Origin of the sequence: Plantactinospora solaniradicis (genome assembly GCF_042658085.1) — a bacterium.
Lineage (GTDB): Bacteria > Actinomycetota > Actinomycetes > Mycobacteriales > Micromonosporaceae > Plantactinospora > Plantactinospora solaniradicis.
The window spans coordinates 181,250-197,959 of the sequence record NZ_JBHSPR010000029.1 but is presented as its reverse complement, the minus strand read 5'-3'; the positions used below and the strand labels follow the sequence as shown (position 1 = coordinate 197,959).

At 68.8% G+C, this 16,710-nt stretch carries 13 protein-coding genes; 4 read left to right on the top strand and 9 right to left on the bottom strand.

What is annotated here, in order from left to right; translation table 11 throughout:
* The 3 genes from ACFP2T_RS28725 to ACFP2T_RS28715 all read right to left on the bottom strand — a co-directional run.
* On the bottom strand, window positions 1-1,041 hold a 1,041-nt coding region (locus ACFP2T_RS28725; protein ID WP_377427005.1), incomplete at its 3' end, for an AMP-binding protein.
* Window positions 1,042-1,220: 179 nt separating this feature from the next.
* Window positions 1,221-3,341 carry an ABC transporter ATP-binding protein gene (locus tag ACFP2T_RS28720; protein ID WP_377427003.1) on the bottom strand — a complete coding sequence of 707 codons (2,121 nt, stop codon included), beginning with the start codon at window positions 3,339-3,341 and terminating at the stop codon, window positions 1,221-1,223.
* 58 nt (window positions 3,342-3,399) lie between these two features.
* Window positions 3,400-3,624 (bottom strand): MbtH family protein, encoded by a 225-nt coding sequence (locus tag ACFP2T_RS28715; protein ID WP_377427000.1) that lies wholly within the window; start codon window positions 3,622-3,624, stop codon window positions 3,400-3,402.
* A 295-nt stretch (window positions 3,625-3,919) separates the two neighbouring features.
* On the opposite strand from ACFP2T_RS28715, the gene ACFP2T_RS28710 reads away from it, so the two are divergent.
* Both ACFP2T_RS28710 and ACFP2T_RS28705 read left to right on the top strand, forming a co-directional pair.
* Window positions 3,920-4,573, top strand: a complete 654-nt coding sequence (locus tag ACFP2T_RS28710; protein ID WP_377426997.1) for a response regulator transcription factor — start codon at window positions 3,920-3,922, stop codon at window positions 4,571-4,573.
* A gap of 7 nt (window positions 4,574-4,580) precedes the next feature.
* Window positions 4,581-5,864 (top strand): sensor histidine kinase, encoded by a 1,284-nt coding sequence (locus ACFP2T_RS28705; protein ID WP_377426995.1) that lies wholly within the window; start codon window positions 4,581-4,583, stop codon window positions 5,862-5,864.
* Between the two features lie 41 nt (window positions 5,865-5,905).
* Here the strand turns inward: ACFP2T_RS28705 and ACFP2T_RS28700 are convergent, their stop codons facing one another.
* The 6 genes from ACFP2T_RS28700 to ACFP2T_RS28675 form a co-directional block, all read right to left on the bottom strand.
* The gene (locus ACFP2T_RS28700) at window positions 5,906-6,724 is read right to left on the bottom strand and encodes an alpha/beta fold hydrolase (protein ID WP_377426993.1); all 819 of its coding nucleotides are present in this window, start codon (window positions 6,722-6,724) and stop codon (window positions 5,906-5,908) included.
* 34 nt (window positions 6,725-6,758) lie between these two features.
* Entirely contained in the window at window positions 6,759-7,568 is an 810-nt protein-coding gene (dpgD, locus tag ACFP2T_RS28695; RefSeq protein ID WP_377426991.1) for an enoyl-CoA-hydratase DpgD, read from the bottom strand.
* Complete coding sequence (gene dpgC / locus ACFP2T_RS28690; protein ID WP_377426989.1) at window positions 7,565-8,887, bottom strand: (3,5-dihydroxyphenyl)acetyl-CoA 1,2-dioxygenase DpgC; 1,323 nt, start codon at window positions 8,885-8,887, stop codon at window positions 7,565-7,567. Before dpgC ends, dpgD begins: the two co-directional genes overlap by 4 nt.
* On the bottom strand, window positions 8,884-9,543 hold the full coding sequence (dpgB, locus tag ACFP2T_RS28685) for an enoyl-CoA-hydratase DpgB (RefSeq protein WP_377426986.1): 660 nt from the start codon (window positions 9,541-9,543) through the stop codon (window positions 8,884-8,886). The genes dpgC and dpgB overlap by 4 nt, the downstream gene beginning before the upstream one ends.
* 5 nt (window positions 9,544-9,548) lie before the next feature.
* Entirely contained in the window at window positions 9,549-10,676 is a 1,128-nt protein-coding gene (dpgA, locus tag ACFP2T_RS28680; RefSeq protein ID WP_377426983.1) for a 3,5-dihydroxyphenylacetyl-CoA synthase DpgA, read from the bottom strand.
* Window positions 10,677-11,010: 334 nt separating this feature from the next.
* A complete protein-coding gene (locus ACFP2T_RS28675; RefSeq protein ID WP_377426980.1) occupies window positions 11,011-13,686 on the bottom strand; it encodes a helix-turn-helix transcriptional regulator in 2,676 nt (891 codons plus the stop codon).
* Between the two features lie 765 nt (window positions 13,687-14,451).
* Between ACFP2T_RS28675 and hppD the strand changes: the two genes are divergently transcribed.
* Window positions 14,452-15,552: a 4-hydroxyphenylpyruvate dioxygenase gene (hppD, locus tag ACFP2T_RS28670; RefSeq protein ID WP_377426978.1), complete on the top strand. Its 1,101-nt coding sequence runs from the start codon at window positions 14,452-14,454 to the stop codon at window positions 15,550-15,552.
* Complete coding sequence (locus ACFP2T_RS28665) at window positions 15,533-16,690, top strand: alpha-hydroxy acid oxidase (RefSeq protein WP_377426976.1); 1,158 nt, start codon at window positions 15,533-15,535, stop codon at window positions 16,688-16,690. Before hppD ends, ACFP2T_RS28665 begins: the two co-directional genes overlap by 20 nt.
* The last annotated feature ends 20 nt before the right edge of the window (window positions 16,691-16,710 follow it).

Genomic DNA, 16,710 nt, shown 5'->3' with positions numbered 1-16,710 from the left:
CGCGGCGTCGAAGCTGAACGACGCGAACTGCAACGCCACCACACCCTGGTCCACACCCAGAACCGGCCGCATCACCTCGGCCAGGTTCAGCACCCCACGATGCGCGACCGCGACCCCCTTGGGCCGCCCCGTCGAACCCGACGTGTAGATCACATACGCCAACCCGTCCGGAGCCACGTATCGCCCCGACACAGCCACCGACAGGGCGTCGACCTCACCGGCGACCTGATCGGTGACCTCGTCCAGACGGACCTGTCGTACCCCCGCCGTCGACAACCCCGACAACGTGTCGGTGGTGCCGACCAGGACAATGGTGTCACTGTCGGCGACCATGTAGTCGAGCCGGTCGCTGGGGTACGCCGGGTCCAACGGCACGAACGCGCCACCGGCCTTCCACACCGCCAACAACCCGACCACCATGTCCACCCCACGCGGCAGACACAAACCCACCCGCGACTCCGCCCCCACCCCCACCCCAGCCAGGTACCGAGCGAGCCGGTTCGCCCGCTCGTCCAACTCCGCGTAGGTCAGCACATCTGCACCGCAGCGCACCGCGACCACGTCCGGTGACGCCGCGACCCGAGCCTCGAACAACTCCGGCACCATCCGGTCGGGAACCCGCACCGCCGTGTCGTTCCACCGCCCGACGACCAGCGACCGTTCCGCGTCGCCGAGCGTGTCGATGTCGCACAGCCGGGCGGCCGGATCGGCGAACGCATTCGTGGCGAACGTCGAGAAGGCACGCCCGTGGTCGGCCGATCCCGCTCCGTCCGATCCCGCTCCGGCCGAACCCGCTCCATCCGGTTCGACAACCGCGCAGTCGGGAACGGATCCGTGGGTGTCCGCCGGATCATCGCCGTTCCCGAACGCTCCGCCGGCCTGCCGAGCGAGTTCGGCCACCGTGTTCGTCGGGAGCGCGGTGATCCGTACCGGGGTGGTGGTGTCCGCCACCTCGACGACGATGTCGCGGACACCACTCACCCGGTGCAGATACGCCGCGCTGATCGCGACCGCCTCCGCCCTGGACGCGTACAGGTGCATCAGAGGTTCCGGGCGGTCCACGAACCGGACGTTCCAATGTTCACCTGACACACATCTGGTCAGGTGAACAGCAGACACGGGCACACGGCGGGAACCAGGGACTGGCTCGGTCATGAAGTTTCCCCTTGCTGCGGACGTCAGGCTGCGGTCTCTGTTTCCGTGGGGAGGAGAGTTGGGCTCTATTCGTGCCCGGGCGGCGGTCCCCCGCGCATCATCCCCGGCCCCGGGCCTGGCCCCGGGCCTCCCGGAAAGTCCGGTCCGGGACCACCGGGGTAACCCGGTCCCGGTCCGCCCGGGAAGCCGGGCCCCGCGCCACCGGGAAAGCCGGGCCCTGGGCCACCGGGAAAGCCCGGCCCCGGGCCGCCCGGCAGGCGAGGTCCTCGCCCGAAGGCACCGACCGGCTCGGGGACCGGCCCGTCACCGTTGCGGGACGGCTGATCGGCGAACTGGGTACGGTAGAGCTCCGCATAGAGCCCGTCGCGTGCCAGCAGCTCCTCGTGGGTGCCGCGTTCCTCGATCCGTCCGTTGTCGATGACCAGGATCTGGTCGGCGTCCCGCACGGTGGAGAGCCGATGGGCGATCACCAGCGACGTCCGACCGGCCAACGCGGTCTTCAGCGCCCGTTGCACCGCTGCCTCGGACTCCGAGTCGAGGTGCGCGGTCGCCTCGTCCAGTACGACGATCGACGGAGCCTTGAGCAGCAGCCGCGCTATCGCGATGCGCTGCTTCTCGCCGCCGGAGAGCCGGTACCCACGGTCGCCGACCACGGTGTCGAACCCGTCGGGAAGCGACTCCATCAGGTTCCAGATCTGTGCCGCCTTGCAGGCGTCGATCAGGTCCTGCTCGGTCGCGTCCGGCCGGGCGTAGGTGAGGTTTTCCCGGATGGTCGCGTGGAACAGATACGCGTCCTGGGTGACGATGCCGATGCTGTGACGCAGCGAATCCAGGGTCAGGTCACGGAGGTCGTGACCGTCGATCTGCACGGTTCCCTCGGTGGGATCGTAGAGCCGGGGCACCAGATGGGTGATGGTCGTCTTGCCTGCCCCGGAGGGCCCGACGAGCGCGGTGAGTTTGCCGGCCGGCACGGTGAAGCTCAGGTCGCGCAGGATCCACGTGTCGACGGCCCGCTCGCGCATGGGCCAGGCGATCGATTCGAGCGACGCGAGTGAGACGTCGCTCGCCCTCGGGTAGTGGAACGACACCTGGTCGAACCTGATCTCCGGCGCCTGGTCGGCGCCGGACCGCGCGGTGGGCGGCAGCTCTCGCGCGTCGGGCTTCTCCGCGATCAGCGGCTTGAGGTCGAGGACCTCGAACAGCCGGTCGAAGCTGACCAGTGCGGTCAGCACGTTCGCCTGGGCGCTGGACAGCATGCTTATCGGCGCGAACAGCCGGGTGAGCAGCGCGGTGAGCGCCACGAGCGTGCCGATCTGGAAGACGCCCTGGATGACGAGACCGCCGCCGAGGCCGTACACCACGGCCGTCGCCAGCGCGCTGAGCAGGATCATCGAGAGGAACAGGATCCTGCCGTGTACGACGGTCAGCACGCTGACGTCCCGGGCCTTGCCGGCCAGCCGGGAGAACAGCCTCATTTCGCTGCTCGGCCGTCCGTAGAGCTTGGCCAGCAGGGCTCCGGTCACGTTGAATCGCTCGTTCATCATCGAGCCCATCTCGGCGTTGGTCTGCATCACCTCGCGGGTGAGCCGCTGCAGCCGACGTCCGATGATCCGTCCGGGCAGGATGAACAGGGGAAGCACCACCAGGGAGACCAAAGTGATCACCCAGGACAGGTAGAACATGGCGATAAGCACGAACAACAGGGTCAGTGCGGCCGAGACGACCGTGGACAACAGCGAGGCAACCGCCTGCTGGGCGGCGACCACGTCGGTGTTGAGCCTGCTGACCAGTGCTCCGGTCTGCGCGCGGGTGAAGAACGCCAGCGACTGACGCTGGACGTGATCGAACACCGTGGTCCGGAGGTGATAGACCAGTCCCTCGGCGAAACGGGCCGAGAACCAGGCTTCGCCGAGTCCCAGGATGGTCGATAGCAGAGCCAGGCCGACGACAGCAATCGAGATCCCAAGGACGACCGCACCGTCGCCCACCACAACGCCGTTGTCAATGAGGTACTTCAGAAGTACAGGTGTGGCCACTGTTATTGCGGCGTTGAGTGTGGTAACAGCCAGTAGAAGGGCAATGCTGCGACGGTACGGCCTCGTGTACGGCAGAATTCGCTTCGCCGTACCCGCCTTGATCTGCTGTCGGGTCACCGACAGATCAGGACCCGGACCACGTAACGGCATGGGCCCCGCGCCAATTGTCATGGCACAGATACCTCCTGTCCTAGGCTCGTCAGGTCCGTTATCTGGCGACTTCGGCCTTCTGCATCTCCTCGATCAGGCTCTTTGGGCGCATATCCGTCCAGTTCTTCTCGACGTAGTCCAAGCAGGCCTGACGGGCATCGGCGCCGAACGCCGTCGTCCATCCGGCCGGAACGTCGGCAAAGGCAGGCCACAGCGAATGCTGGCCCTCATCGTTGACAAGTACGAAGAAGGAGCCGTTCTCGTCGTCGAACGGGTTACCCATGACCACTCCCCAAGGTTGTCTATCCACGACCTTGAAAACGGTAATCGGGGACCCGGATACCGACAAGATGTTGTCTTGAGTAAGACTGTCCAACCTCTATCCTTCAGACAGTTGGACGCTATTCCGTGGACCACTTTCCGCATATTTACGGAGTGCGGATCCGGTGCGGACTCCGGCGGCCGGCCGCGCCACGCCGCCGGCCGGCGATACTCTCCCGAAACCCGGGGTGGAACATGATGGGTGGAGGTTGTCAAGCTGGGGTTGTCAAGTGTGGACGTGAGGGAAGGGGCGACGGGTGCGGGTGCTCGTGGTGGAGGACGATGAGGAGATGGCGCTGGCCGTGGCCACGGGTCTCCGGCGGGCGCAGATGGCCGTCGACGTGGCCTTCGACGGGCGAGCCGGGCTCGAGCGGGCGCTGTACAACAACTACGACGTGATCGTGCTGGACCGGGATCTGCCCGGGATGCACGGCGACGCGGTGTGCGCGGAGCTGATCTCGGCCCGCTGCCGCAGTCGGATCCTGATGCTCACGGCCGCGGCGACGACGGACGACCTGGTCGACGGGTTGAACCTCGGCGCGGACGACTACCTACCGAAACCGTTCGACTTTCCCGCGCTGGTGGCCCGGATCGGCGCACTGGCCCGGCGGGCACATCCGGCGGTGCCGCCGCTGCTCCGGCACGGGGATCTCGTCGTCGACAGCGCCCGGCGTACGTCGAGCCGGGGCGGTCGCCCGCTGGAGCTCGCGCCCAAGGAGTTCGGCGTCCTCGAACTGCTCCTCGCGTCCAAGGGTCGGGCCGTTTCCGCCGAGGAGTTGCTGGAACGGGTGTGGGACGAGGCCGCCGACCCGTTCACCAACGCCGTCAAGATCACGATCAGCCGGCTCCGTACGAAGCTGGGCGATCCTCCGGTCATCGAGACGGTGGCCAAGCGCGGCTACCGGATTTGAGGATGTGATGTCGGTATTTCCGCGGCTCGCCGGCAGGATGGCCCAGGCGCGTCTGCCCCACCGTACGGTGCGGCTGCGGATCACGCTCCTGTACGGGGGCCTGTTCCTGGTCTCCGGTGCCCTGCTGCTGGCCGTCACCTACATCCTGGTACTCCGGGCCGTCAGCCCTCCCGGTCCGGGCGACGTCCCGTCCAGCAGCGATGTCGTCACGTCGCCGCAGGACGGTCAGCCGGCGGTGCCACCACTCGGCGGCGCCGAGCAGGGTCCCGGCGGACAGGCCCAGGTCCAGCCGGGAAGCGCCCTGTCTGAGCAGTTGGGCAGGGTGATGCGCGAACTCCTGGTCAACTCCGGTATCGCGCTGGCGCTCATGTCGGGGGTCTCCATCGTGCTGGGCTGGATCGTCGCCGGCCGCATACTGCGCCCGCTCAGAACCATCACGAGCACCGCTCGGGACATCTCGGCGACGAACCTGCACCGGCGGCTCGCCCTCGACGGGCCGCAGGACGAACTCAAGGAACTCGGTGACACGTTCGACAGCCTCCTGGAACGGCTCGAGGCCTCGTTCCGGGCCCAGCGCCAGTTCGTCGCGAACGCCTCGCACGAGCTGCGTACGCCGCTGGCCCGGCAGCGGGTGCTCGGTCAGGTCGCGCTCTCCGATCCCGGCGCGACCGCTGCCTCGCTACGGGAGGCGCACGAGCGCATCCTCGTGGCGAATGCCTACCAGGAACGGCTGATCGAGGCACTGCTCACCCTGACTCGGGGACATGTGGGCATCGAGGTCCGCGAGCCGTTCGATCTGGCACAACCGACCCACGAGGTGGTCCAGACCCGGCAGGCCGAGGCGGACTACCGGGGCGTGCAGTTGCGGGCGGCCATCTACCCGGCGCTGATGGCCGGCCATCGCAACCTCACCGAACGCCTGGTGGCGAATCTGGTGGACAACGCGCTCAAGTACAACGTCCCTGGTGGCTGGGTCGAGGTGAGCTCCGGGATCGTGGACGGCCAGGCGACGCTCACCGTGTCGAACACCGGCCCGCTGGTGCACCCGGATGTGATCGACGAACTCTTCCAGCCGTTTCGGCGGCTCGACACCACCCGCGCCGCGAAGGCCGACGGGCTCGGCCTGGGGTTGTCGATCGTGCGGGCGGTTGCCGACGCCCACGACGCCACCGTCGACACCACCGCGAGACCCGAGGGTGGCCTGACGATCAGCGTCACCTTTCCCACCGTGACGAGCCGAATCCACCTCCTGGCCTCCAGGACCGAGCAGATCCCGGCCCGGCACCGGTAGCGGGCCGGCCCCAGCCGCCGGGGCGACCAGGGCCACGGCCCCTAACTGCCGGTGCCGGTGCCGGTGCCGGCGAAGAAGCCGACGATGGCGGCGTCCACCGCCGCCGGCCGCTCCAGGTACCCGAAGTGACCGCAGCCCTCGATCTCCTGGTAGACCGCGCCCGGGATGCTGTCCGCGACCTCCCGGCACAGATGCGGCCGGGTGATCAGGTCGTCCCCGAAGCCGATCACGAGGCACGGGCAGCGGATCCCTCCGTAGTGCGGCCTGCGGTCGGGAATCAACTGGAGACCCAACTGGGTACGGATGGCGGACAGGTCGACCGGCGAGAGTTCGAAGATGTCCAGCCAGTCGTTGAGTTCGGTCGTGTTGTTGAGCGTCCGCGGTGACAGGTTCTGCATGGCCGCGACGACCGCCGCGTAACGTGGGGGGAGCTTCATTCCGCTGTCGCAGAGTTCGAGGTCGGCCGCTGCCAGGGCGGCGGTCAGGGCGTCGGTTCTGCCGGCCGTCGCGATCAGGACCGCCTGGCGGACCAGTTCGGGCCTCGCGATCAGCAACTCCTGGACGATGACGGCGCCCAGCGAGAACCCCACGACGCGGCACGGCGCGAGGCCGAGGAACTCGATGAGACCGGCGACGTCCGCCGCCATGTCGTCGAGGGTGAAGCCCTCGGGACAGAGATCGGTGGGAGGAATCCCCCGGTTGTCCATCGTGACCACCCGGAATCCGCCGGCCCTCAGCGCGGGGACGTGGGTTCGCCACATCCGCCCGGGGGCACCGGTTCCGGTGACCATGACGATGGGTTCTCCCGTGCCGTAGTCGTCGTAGCCCAGGTTGATCCCGTTGATCCGCGCGACCGCCATCAGAACTCCTCCGCACCCACCCGGTCCGCCCGACTCAGCGTCCGGACCACACCGGCGGCCGTTTTTCCATGAACGCCTTGACCCCTTCGACCGCGTCGCGGCTGCGCCGGCGCCGTTCCTCCCAGCGGTACGTCGCGGTGAACGCCTGCTGGAGCGGCATGTCGACCGACCGGAGCACCGCCTCCTTTATCGCCCGGACCGACAGCGGCGCGCCCTCGATCAGATCCTTGGTCCAGTCTCCGACGCACTGGTCCAGCCGGTTCGGCGGTACGACCTCGTTGACGAGCCCGAACCAGAGCGCCGTTGCCGCGTCGATCCATCGCCCGGTCAACAGATAGCCCATCGCGACCTTCTGTGGAAGCTGCCGAGCCAGCCGGAACGCGCCACCGGCACCGGGAATGAGCCCGAGCCGGACCTCGGGCAGCGCGAACACCGATCGATCGGAGGCGATGATCAGGTCACAGGCCAGGGCCAGTTCGAAACCACCGCCGAGCGCGTACCCGTCGACTCGCGCGATCACCGGCTTGGACAGGGTGAACCGCTCGGTGAGCCGTGGCCAGCCCGGCAGGCCACGGCTGCCGAACGTGGACTTCGGAGTGTCGGTGTCCGCCGCGTCAAGCCGTGATCTTTCCTTGAGGTCCTGGCCGACGGAGAAGGCACGCTCCCCCGCGCCGGCCAGGATGGCAACCCGTACGTCGTCGTCGCTCTCGACGTCGTCCCAGATCGCTCCGAGTTCCTCGTGCATCCGTAGGTCCATCGCGTTGAGCACTTCGGGTCGATCGAGCGTGATGTAGGCGACGTGATCCCGCTTCTCGTACCGCACCCGGGTGGCGTCGCCGATCATGTCGCACTTCCTCCGAATCGGCCTACTTTGTCGATCACATCCGCGCCGTAGATCCGCAGCGCCTGCTGGAGCGCGAACTCGGCGAGATAGCCGCGGAACTCGTCCGGCGACTCCTCCGCACGGTTGAGCATCCGGCGGTTCGCGACGACGGCGTCGCCGGTCAGCCGCTCCAGGCTGCGCTCGACGGCCGCGTCCAGTTCCTCCGGCTCGACCACCTCGTCGGCGAGCAGACGCGCCTCGGGTTCCTTCGCCCAGATCCGGCGTCCGGAGAGAATCACCTGCCGGGACAGCCGGGCGCCGACGACCCGGGGCAGGCGGAGGTTGGCGACCCCCGGAATGATCCCCTCCTTCGCGGCGGGAAGGCTGAAGTAGGCGTCCGAGGCCGCGAGCACGTGGTCGAAGACCAGCAACATCTGGGTGCCGCCGCCGATCGCGAACGTGTCCACGGCGGCGACCCACGGCTTCTCCACGAACGGCGAGTGCCAGCGCTCGGGATCCTCCTGGTGGATCCCACGCATGAGCTTGTGGAGGTAACCGAGTTCGCGGCGGAGCAGGAAGTCGACCAGGGAGATGCCGCCGGCACTGAGCTTCTTCAGATTGATGCCGGCGCTGAACACCCGCCTGCCCCGGAAGCGGGGATGGCTCATCTGCCCGCCCCGGACCAGCCCCACCCGTACGGCCGGGTCGAGTAACGCCAGGTCGACGGCCGTCTCCATGTCGTCGACCTGGCGCTCGTCCTCGGCGTTCAGGCAGTCGTCCCGGCACATGGTCAACCGGGCCACCCCGTCCCGCCGTTCCAGGCGGACCGCTTCCATCTCCAGCCGGCCGGTGCGGACGAATTCGGGAAGCAGCCGTAGTGCCCGGGCCGTCGGCCGGAGCATGGCGTTCATCAGATGCGGACCGGCCTGCCCGGAGGACAGGATCGCACGCAGGAAGATGCCCTGGTCGATCTCGTGTCCTTCCTTGTCGGCCTGTGCCCGGGACCGCTCCGCCGCGAGTTGCGCCGCGGAGGGGACCAGTCCCGGAAAGGACCGCGCGGCGGCCTCGACGAGTTCCGCCAGCCGCAGGTGGTTGGCGCGGGCATCGGTGAGTTCGTCGTACACCTCGTCCGCGTGCGCCGCCATGAAACGGACCCGCAGCGCACGCGCCCCGGCGTGCGCCGCGGCCGCCTCGGCCCGCTGGGCCGGTGAACGTGAACCCGGTTCCGGCATCCCGGCGAGCAGGTCCCCGACCCGCTGCGCCGCCTCGGCCAGCCCGACCCGGGCCGGGCCCAGGCCGGCGCGCATTGCTCCGGGCACGGTCACGACGGCTGAGGTCACGATCCGGCTCCCCGGCGGAGAGCGCGATCGCAGGCGGCGAGGTGGGGCCCGAGGGCGTCCTCGAAGCTCGTCCTCGACGCGTCGAAGAGGAGCTGTCGCCGGATCGCCAGTTCCTTGCCGGCGACGGCGCCGGTTCGCTCCGCCAGCGCGGCGAGTGCGGCATCGGGGTCGTCGACGACCTCGTCGACCAGGCGCAGCGAGAGCGCCTCGGTCATCTCGATCGGGACGCCGAGCAGCGCCGCACGGCGGATCCGGCCCGCGCCGGCCTGCCGGGCCAGCCGGTAGAGGGACATGCCCGGCCAGGTGGCGTCGCCGTCCACGGTGACCAGCAGCCGGGCTTCGGGGGTGGCGATCCGGAAGTCGGTGGCCAGCAGGGCGTCCAGGGCGTGCCCGCCGCAGTCGCCGGACACCATCGCCACCGTGGGCACGATGAGCCGCTCCAGCCGGCGAAGCGCCCGTTCCCACTTGGACACCAGGCCGACGCTCAGGTCGGTCGTCCATCCGTCGCCCGGCACGCCGGAGACGTGGATCGTCACCGGACCGGCGGCGGGATCGTCCTCGGCCCGGTCGCAGAGCGTCTGCAACGCGTGGAAGGGGGCGGCGGAGAGCGGCTGCGCGCCGTCGATCCGCAGCACCAGGTCGCTCCTGAACCCCATCGCGCTCACCATTGGACCAGCGCCGTCTCGATCGTGGAGCCTGGCCCCATGGTCATAAGGACTCCGTAATCTCCGGGTGCGGCGGTTCCCTCGTCGAGGAACCGCTCGTACGAGAACAGGAACGAACCACTGGAAACGTTGCCGTAGTCCCGCAGTACGCCGATGGTGTGCCGGACGTCGTGGCGGCTGAGGCCGAGGTTCACGACGACGGCGTCGATGACCTTCTTTCCGCCCGAGTGCACCAGCCAGTGGTCGATGTCGCTGCGTCGCAGACCGGTGCCGGCGAGCAGCCTGTCGACGACGAGTTCGGCGTGCGCGCCGACGACGTACGGAATCTGAGGATCGAGGAAGAAGCTGAAGCGGTCCTGGGCGCGGTCCCAGTCGTACCGCATGGCGTCGATCGCTTCGGTGATCAGATAGCTGGCGAACTTGAGGATGCGTGGACCGGTCGCGGCTACGGAGGTGCCGTCCGGCGCTGCCTCTCTCCCGCCGGAGACCAGGGCCAGCGCGGCGGCTCCGTCACCGAACAGGCTGTTGACGACGGCGGTCCGCATCGTTCCGTCGATGGCGTACGCCGCCGAGCACGCCTCGCTGCAGAGGACGACGGCGAGTTCCCCCGGATGGGCCGCCGACCAGCCGGCGACGACGTTCAGGGCGTTAAGACCGGCGTTGCAGCCCATACCGACGATGTCCGAGCGGCTGCAGTGCGGGTCGATGCCGAGTTCACGGATGACCAGTGCGCTCAGTCCCGGTGTGAGGAAGCCGGTCGAGGTCACGCAGCAGAGGTGACGGAGGTCGGACAGGTCGGCGCCGGCCCGCTTGAGACAGGCCTGCAGGGCCTGGGCGCCCATCTCGACGGCCAGTCTCTTGTGCTTGTCGAGCAGGTCGCCCTGTGGCTCCGCGCCGCGGCGTCCCGCCGCGTCGGGCGTCGGCAGGGTGAGGTGACGCCGATTGATGGCGCTGTTCAGGTAGACCGACCGGACTCTGGGATCCTCGATCTCCATGAGCCCGAGCAACTCGGGCTGCGAGATCGGCGTGCCGGAGACGGCGGTTCCTACGCCGACCATCTGGGAGATGGCCGGCAGACGGGTGGCGACGGAGGTGTCCGCAGGATGCTCGATGCTGATGGTCATCGGTACATCCAGCCCCACATGCGCGGCTTACTGCGCAGCACCTTCTTGACAACTTTTCCGGTCATTTGCCTCGCCCTTCGCAAGAGGTCAGGATCGACTTTCCGGAACGGTAATGTGAATTGCACATTCACGTCAACGACACGTCCAACCGCCTATGGTCACACTCCGCACCGGCGATAGATCATCCGGAAATTCGACCGCGATGATCGTTTCATAATACGGATCAGTCCAAATTGGCCGATAACCGCACACCGGTTCAAGATTCTCGGAAATTCGTCCAACTGACTATTTGCACTGTTGGACGCAACCGGCGGAAAGAGCGCCCACCATACGGCTATGACAGGTTTTGCCGCAGGCCGGCCGACAGCCCCGAACGGCGCTGTACGTTGAGTTTGCGGTAGATCTTCGTGAGGTGCTGTTCGACCGTACTCACGGTGATGAAAAGCTTGTCGGCGATCTGCCGATTGGTGGCGCCGGCGGCCGCGAGGGCCGCGACCCGGCGTTCCGCGTCCGTGAGCTCGGCCCGGCCCGAATAGGGGCCGTGTTCCGTGCCGGCGGGCCGGAGGTGGCCGTAGCGAGGCGAGATCCCCGTACCGCGCCGGTGCTCCTCCGGATCGTCATCGGACGGAGCCGCCAGTTCCGTCGGAAGACGTGCCACTTCACGGCCGTCACCGCTCGCCTCGAGGATCTGCACCGCCTCGCGCAGCAGGGTCAGCCGGGCCGGCGCGCCAGCCGCACCATCCCCCGTCCGGGACTGTCGATCGACCAACCCGGACAGCTGCTTCTCGATCAGCGCGCGGGCCGGTTGGCTCCGGCCCATCGCGGTCAGGGCCGCGGCGGCGTCATTGCGCCAGTCCGCGACGTCCGGCGTGTCGAGGCGCCACTTCGACACCAGCTCCTCGCACGAGTTGAAATGCGTCAGCGCGGTCTCCGGATGGCCCATCGCCAGGTGGTACCGCCCCAGCGCCTGCAGGTACGGCAGCGCGAACGGGGTGTCGAACATCGCCGTAGGCACCGGGAAGGTGAGGTACGACATCGCGGACCGGACGTCGCCCACCTCGGTCGCCGCGCGAATCGCCAGGGAGAGCGGGATGCCCGCCACGACGCCCCAGGCCGACGGAGCGATGAAGTCGAGCACCGACCGTGCCCCGTCCAGCGCCTCGGCGCTGGCCCCACGACGCAGCGCCGCTATGACCTTGATCGTCTCGAACATGATCCGCCGCATGGGTACGTGCCGGATCCAGGGCTCCTCCAACAGCCGGTCCGACCAGCGCACCGCCTCGTCCAGTCGTCCCGTGCGAACCAGTTGGACAAGCGCGAAGAGTGCGGGTGTGAGGGAACTGCCGGCCCGGATGCCGTGCAACATCTGGTCGGCGCCCTCGGCCTCCACCCCGTCGTACGTCAGGCTCACCGCCGAGTTCAGGAACGTCACGGCGCCGATCGGACCGGACGGGGCCGCTGGAACGTCGCGAGACCGCCCGGCTTCGCGGCCGACGACACCGAGCGGCAGGCCCGGCTGGCAGAAGGCGACCCACAGTCGCGCGATGGCCCCGGCGCCCGGCGCCGTCGGCCACAGGGTGTCGTTCGCAGGCTGCTCGTTCGTGGATTCGAGAATGCGCAGCAGTTCGTCGGCCTCGGCGAAGTCGCCCCGCCAGAGCAGCTGGTTGACCGGTACGAGCGCGGCCTCGCCGGTCAGCAGGCCGGCGCGGACGTCCTGACTCAGATAGTGCAGGTAGCGCGCCGCCTTGGTGGGATCGATGTGCCATTGCGCGTCCGCGAGCATCGCGATGATCTGCGCCCGGTGCCGGTCGTCGGCGACCATGCCCGAGGCGTGGCGCAGGTAGTTGACCGCGTCGACGACGTCACCGACCGCCATCGCCTCCCGCGCGGCCTCGTGCAGGATGGCCACCCGCCACGACGCTCTCGGCCGCGCGAAGTCATGTGCCGCCATCAGCAGGTCGGCGACCGCCACCGCCGGTGCTCCGCTGCCGTGCAACAGTTCGGCCGCCCGGCCGTGCATGGCGCGCAGGTCCCGCAGCGGTACGTCGGCGAGAACGGAGAGCCGCGCCTCCTCGTGCCGGAACCGCTCCGCCGTCAGCAGTCCCATGGCCCTCAGGTCGAGGACGCTGGCGTGTACGGAGCTGGCGTCCACGCCGAGGAGTTCACCGATCAGCCAGGGTGTCGAGGAGGCGCCGAGCACCGCCACCGCCCGGGCGACCGCCACCATTCCCGGCTCGGACCGGTGCAGGCAGCGCAGTACGGCCTCCCGGAAGGCCGGGCCGGGCTCCGGCTCGCCCGGCACCGACGCGGCCGTCGGGTAGTCGTCGATCAGCGCGTGCAGGAGGAGGGGATTGCCGCCGCTGGTCTCCGTCCAGGCCCCGACGATCTCCTGCGGTCGTTCGACACCCATCCGCTCGGTCAACTGTTCGGCGACGCCGACGCGCGTCAACGGCGCCAACCTGATCCGGTGGCTGTACGGCAGGTGCAGCGTCTCCGCGTGCAGCGCCGTCAACTCCCGTTCGTGCGACGAACTCTCGGTCAGCACCATCAACACGGCCGACCATTCGATCCGCCGGACGAGGTAGGCCAGGCAGCGCAGCGACTCCTCGTCGGCGAAGTGGACGTCGTCGACGCCGATGACGATCCGCCTACCCTCGGCGAACTCGCAGATGGTCCGGCAGATCCCTTGCTCCAGGGCGAACGGGTCCTGCGGCGTACCGTCGGTTTCGGTCTCCTCGTCCGGCAAGGGGTCAGGCATGCCCGCCGCCCGCATGGACTTGACCAACTGCTGTACCAGGCCGAGCGGATGCGGGCGCTCGCTGACCGAGGCGGTCACCGAGAAGAACGTGCCCTCGTGCCGACCTGCCCGCTCCGCCGTCGCCTGGAGCAGGGCCGTCTTTCCCGATCCCACGGGACCGGTGACGATGACGGCAGCGCCCTTACCCTCGCGGCACTCCGAGTAAAGTTGATCGATAAGGCGAAATTCAATATCCCGTTCCCCGAGCCTCACAGGTCCCCCGTACCGATGCACCCTCCGGTGATATCGCCTGCATTTCCATCGTAGTAGGGCAGGCGTACCTTGTGACCCGACCAGACCGTCGGGCTCACGACCCGTCGGACGCACGCGCGCCGAGCGCAGGGACGCCACCAGGAACGTCGCAGGTCGTGGTCGAGGCGACGCCCGCGATCGTCGGCCAAATTGACAGGCGTTTGCCTTCGACGATGCTTAATAGGTGGGACGGCCGCGGTCAACAGCTACGGTCAACGGCTACGGATCCGGCCAGCCGCCGCCGTCGCTGCCGGAATCCACGGTTGCCGGAGCGTCGCGGTCGGCGACCGGCGCCCGGACGGCCGGAGGCACCATCACGGGACGAACTGCCCCGGATCGGCGGATGGTGGTGGACCCACCGCCGGTCCGGACCGGAGGGCCCCGTCGCCGTCCGACCAACGTGCACGGTGTTCGGAAATACGCCGTGTCGAACAGACGAACAATGACCACGAGCCGGCTCCGCCACACCGATGGGCGCAAGGGACGGTCGGTCGGGCACGAGGGACCCGGACGGCACTCCCGCGGCGATGCTGTTCCAGAATCCGGTACGGGCGGCAGGTCGACCCGGCCGATAATTGGGCAGGATAGCAGCCCGGGACGTACGCCTCCAGCGCCGAAAAGCATCCGCACAAAGCGTTCACCGGCCCCGCGTACCGTCCTGTAGCCAGAACCCTGGGGGAGTTTTACACTCCGGAGGATTCGATCATTCATCACCCAGGGGACATCATGATTGATTCAACTGAGCCGACGGATCCACCGGACGATATCTCGATCGATTACATCGAGATGTACGTGGAAAACCTCGAACAGGCCGCATTCAACTGGGTTGACAAATACGCATTTGCCGTGGTGGGCAGCGGTCGTTCCCCGGAACACCGCAGCATCGCCCTGCGGCACGGATCCATCACTCTGGTGCTCACCCAGGCCACGTCCGACCGGCATCCCGCATCGGCGTACGTGCTCAGTCACGGTGACGGTTTCGCGGACATCGCGTTGCGTACCCCCGATGTGGAGGCGACCTTCCGCAGGGCGGTCACCAGCGGTGCCGAGGTCCGCCGCCGGCCGACCCGGCACGCGGACGGCGGTCCCGCCGTGACGGCTACGATCGGCGGCTTCCGGGACGTCGTACACACGCTCGTGCAGCGTGCGCCCGACGCGGGGCCGGGCCTGCCGGTCGGCTTCGTCGGCACCCTCCGTCCGGACGACGGGCAGTCGGACGACGTGGGCCTGCTCGGCGTCGACCACATCGCCGTCTGCCTCGACCCGGGCACCCTCGGGTCCACCGTGGACTTCTACCGGGCGACCCTGGGCTTTCGCGACATCTTCGAGGAACGCATCGTCGTCGGCGACCAGGCGATGGAGTCGACGGTCGTGCAGAGCCGGTCCGGTGGGGTGACCCTGACGCTCATCGAGCCCGACACGTCGGCCGAGCCCGGGCAGATCGACGAGTTCCTGAAGAGCCACCAGGGTGCCGGCGTCCAGCACGTCGCGTTCTCGTCCGGGGACGCGGTCCGCGCGGTACGGGCGCTGAGTCGACGCGGCGTCTCCTTCCTGCACACCCCGCCGGCCTACTACGACCTGCTCGACCAGCGGGTGGCGCTCGGACCCGACAGGTCGCGGCGGCTGCGCGCCACGAACGTGCTGGTGGACGAGGATCACGCCGGGCAGTTGTTCCAGATCTTCACCGCCTCCACGCACCCTCGGCACACACTCTTCTTCGAGATCATCGAGCGACAGGGCGCCCGGACGTTCGGCAGCGCGAACATCAAGGCCCTGTACGAGGCGGTGGAGCTGGAGAGGACGGGTCATGACAGGCCTCAACGCTGATTCGGCGCTCGCGGCCGTCAGGAGTGTCGCCGACGTCGAACGCGCCGCCGCCTCGGTGTTGCCGGCCGATGTCCGGGACTTCGTCGCGGGCGGCAGCGGCGGCGAGGTGACCCTCGACGCGAACCGGGCGGGCCTGGACCGCGTTCTTCTCGTTCCCCGGGTGCTCCGGGACGTCTCCGCCTGCACGACCACCTCCACTCTGCTCGGTCGGCCGGTGACGCTGCCGATGGCGGTCGCACCCGTCGCGTACCAGCGGCTGGTGCATCCCGACGGCGAGCTGGCCGCCGGCCGTGCCGCCGCTGCCGCTGGCGTCCCCTTCATCGCCAGCACGCTGAGCAGCGTCCCGATCGAGCAGATCGCCGCCGTCGGCGGGTCCGTCTGGTTCCAGCTCTACTGGTTGCAGAGCACCACGGAGACACTCGACCTGGTCCGCCGAGCGGAGGAGGCGGGCTGCGAGGCCATCGTGCTCACCGTGGACGTGCCGTGGATGGGTCGGCGGCTCCGCGACATCCGCAACGGGTTCGCGCTGCCCGAGCACGTACGGGCGGCCAACATCACGACCGGTACGACGGCACACCGGCAGCGCGCCCACACCTCGGCGGTGGCCGATCACACCCGGCAGACGTTCACCTCGGCACTGACCTGGGCCTCGGTCGCGCAGTTGCGGAGGCACACCCGGCTGCCGGTGATCCTGAAGGGCATCCTGGCTCCGGAGGACGCGCTACGGGCCATCGAGTTCGGCGTCGACGCCATCGTGGTCTCCAACCATGGCGGCCGCCAGCTCGATGGCGCCGTCGCCAGCATCGACGCTCTCGAGGACGTCGTGGCGGCGGTCAACGGAAGCTGTGAGGTCCTGCTGGACAGCGGCATCCGGAGCGGAACGGACGTGCTTCGGGCGATCGCGCTCGGCGCGTCCGGTGTCCTGATCGGCCGCCCGTTCGTCTGGGGTCTGGCCGTCGGGGGCGAGAACGGCGTGCGCCAGGTCCTCGACCTCCTGGCCGCCGAGTTCCGGGACGCGCTGGGACTCTCCGGATGCGACAGCGTCACGGCGGCCCGCGAGCTGCGTACCACCCGGACGGGTCCTCGCCGACCGGACCGGCCGGCCGTCGACGGTGTCACCGCAACCGCCCGGGTCTGAGCCGGCTTCCGGTCGAGGCG

Coding starts and splice junctions, on each gene's coding strand:
- ACFP2T_RS28720 (WP_377427003.1), bottom strand. CDS start 3,341: ATGCCGTTACGTGGTCCGGGTCCTGATCTGTCGGTGACCCGACAGCAG.
- ACFP2T_RS28715 (WP_377427000.1), bottom strand. CDS start 3,624: ATGGGTAACCCGTTCGACGACGAGAACGGCTCCTTCTTCGTACTTGTC.
- ACFP2T_RS28705 (WP_377426995.1), top strand. CDS start 4,581: ATGTCGGTATTTCCGCGGCTCGCCGGCAGGATGGCCCAGGCGCGTCTG.
- ACFP2T_RS28700 (WP_377426993.1), bottom strand. CDS start 6,724: ATGGCGGTCGCGCGGATCAACGGGATCAACCTGGGCTACGACGACTAC.
- dpgD (WP_377426991.1), bottom strand. CDS start 7,568: ATGATCGGCGACGCCACCCGGGTGCGGTACGAGAAGCGGGATCACGTC.
- dpgB (WP_377426986.1), bottom strand. CDS start 9,543: ATGGGGTTCAGGAGCGACCTGGTGCTGCGGATCGACGGCGCGCAGCCG.
- dpgA (WP_377426983.1), bottom strand. CDS start 10,676: ATGACCATCAGCATCGAGCATCCTGCGGACACCTCCGTCGCCACCCGT.
- hppD (WP_377426978.1), top strand. CDS start 14,452: ATGATTGATTCAACTGAGCCGACGGATCCACCGGACGATATCTCGATC.
- ACFP2T_RS28665 (WP_377426976.1), top strand. CDS start 15,533: ATGACAGGCCTCAACGCTGATTCGGCGCTCGCGGCCGTCAGGAGTGTC.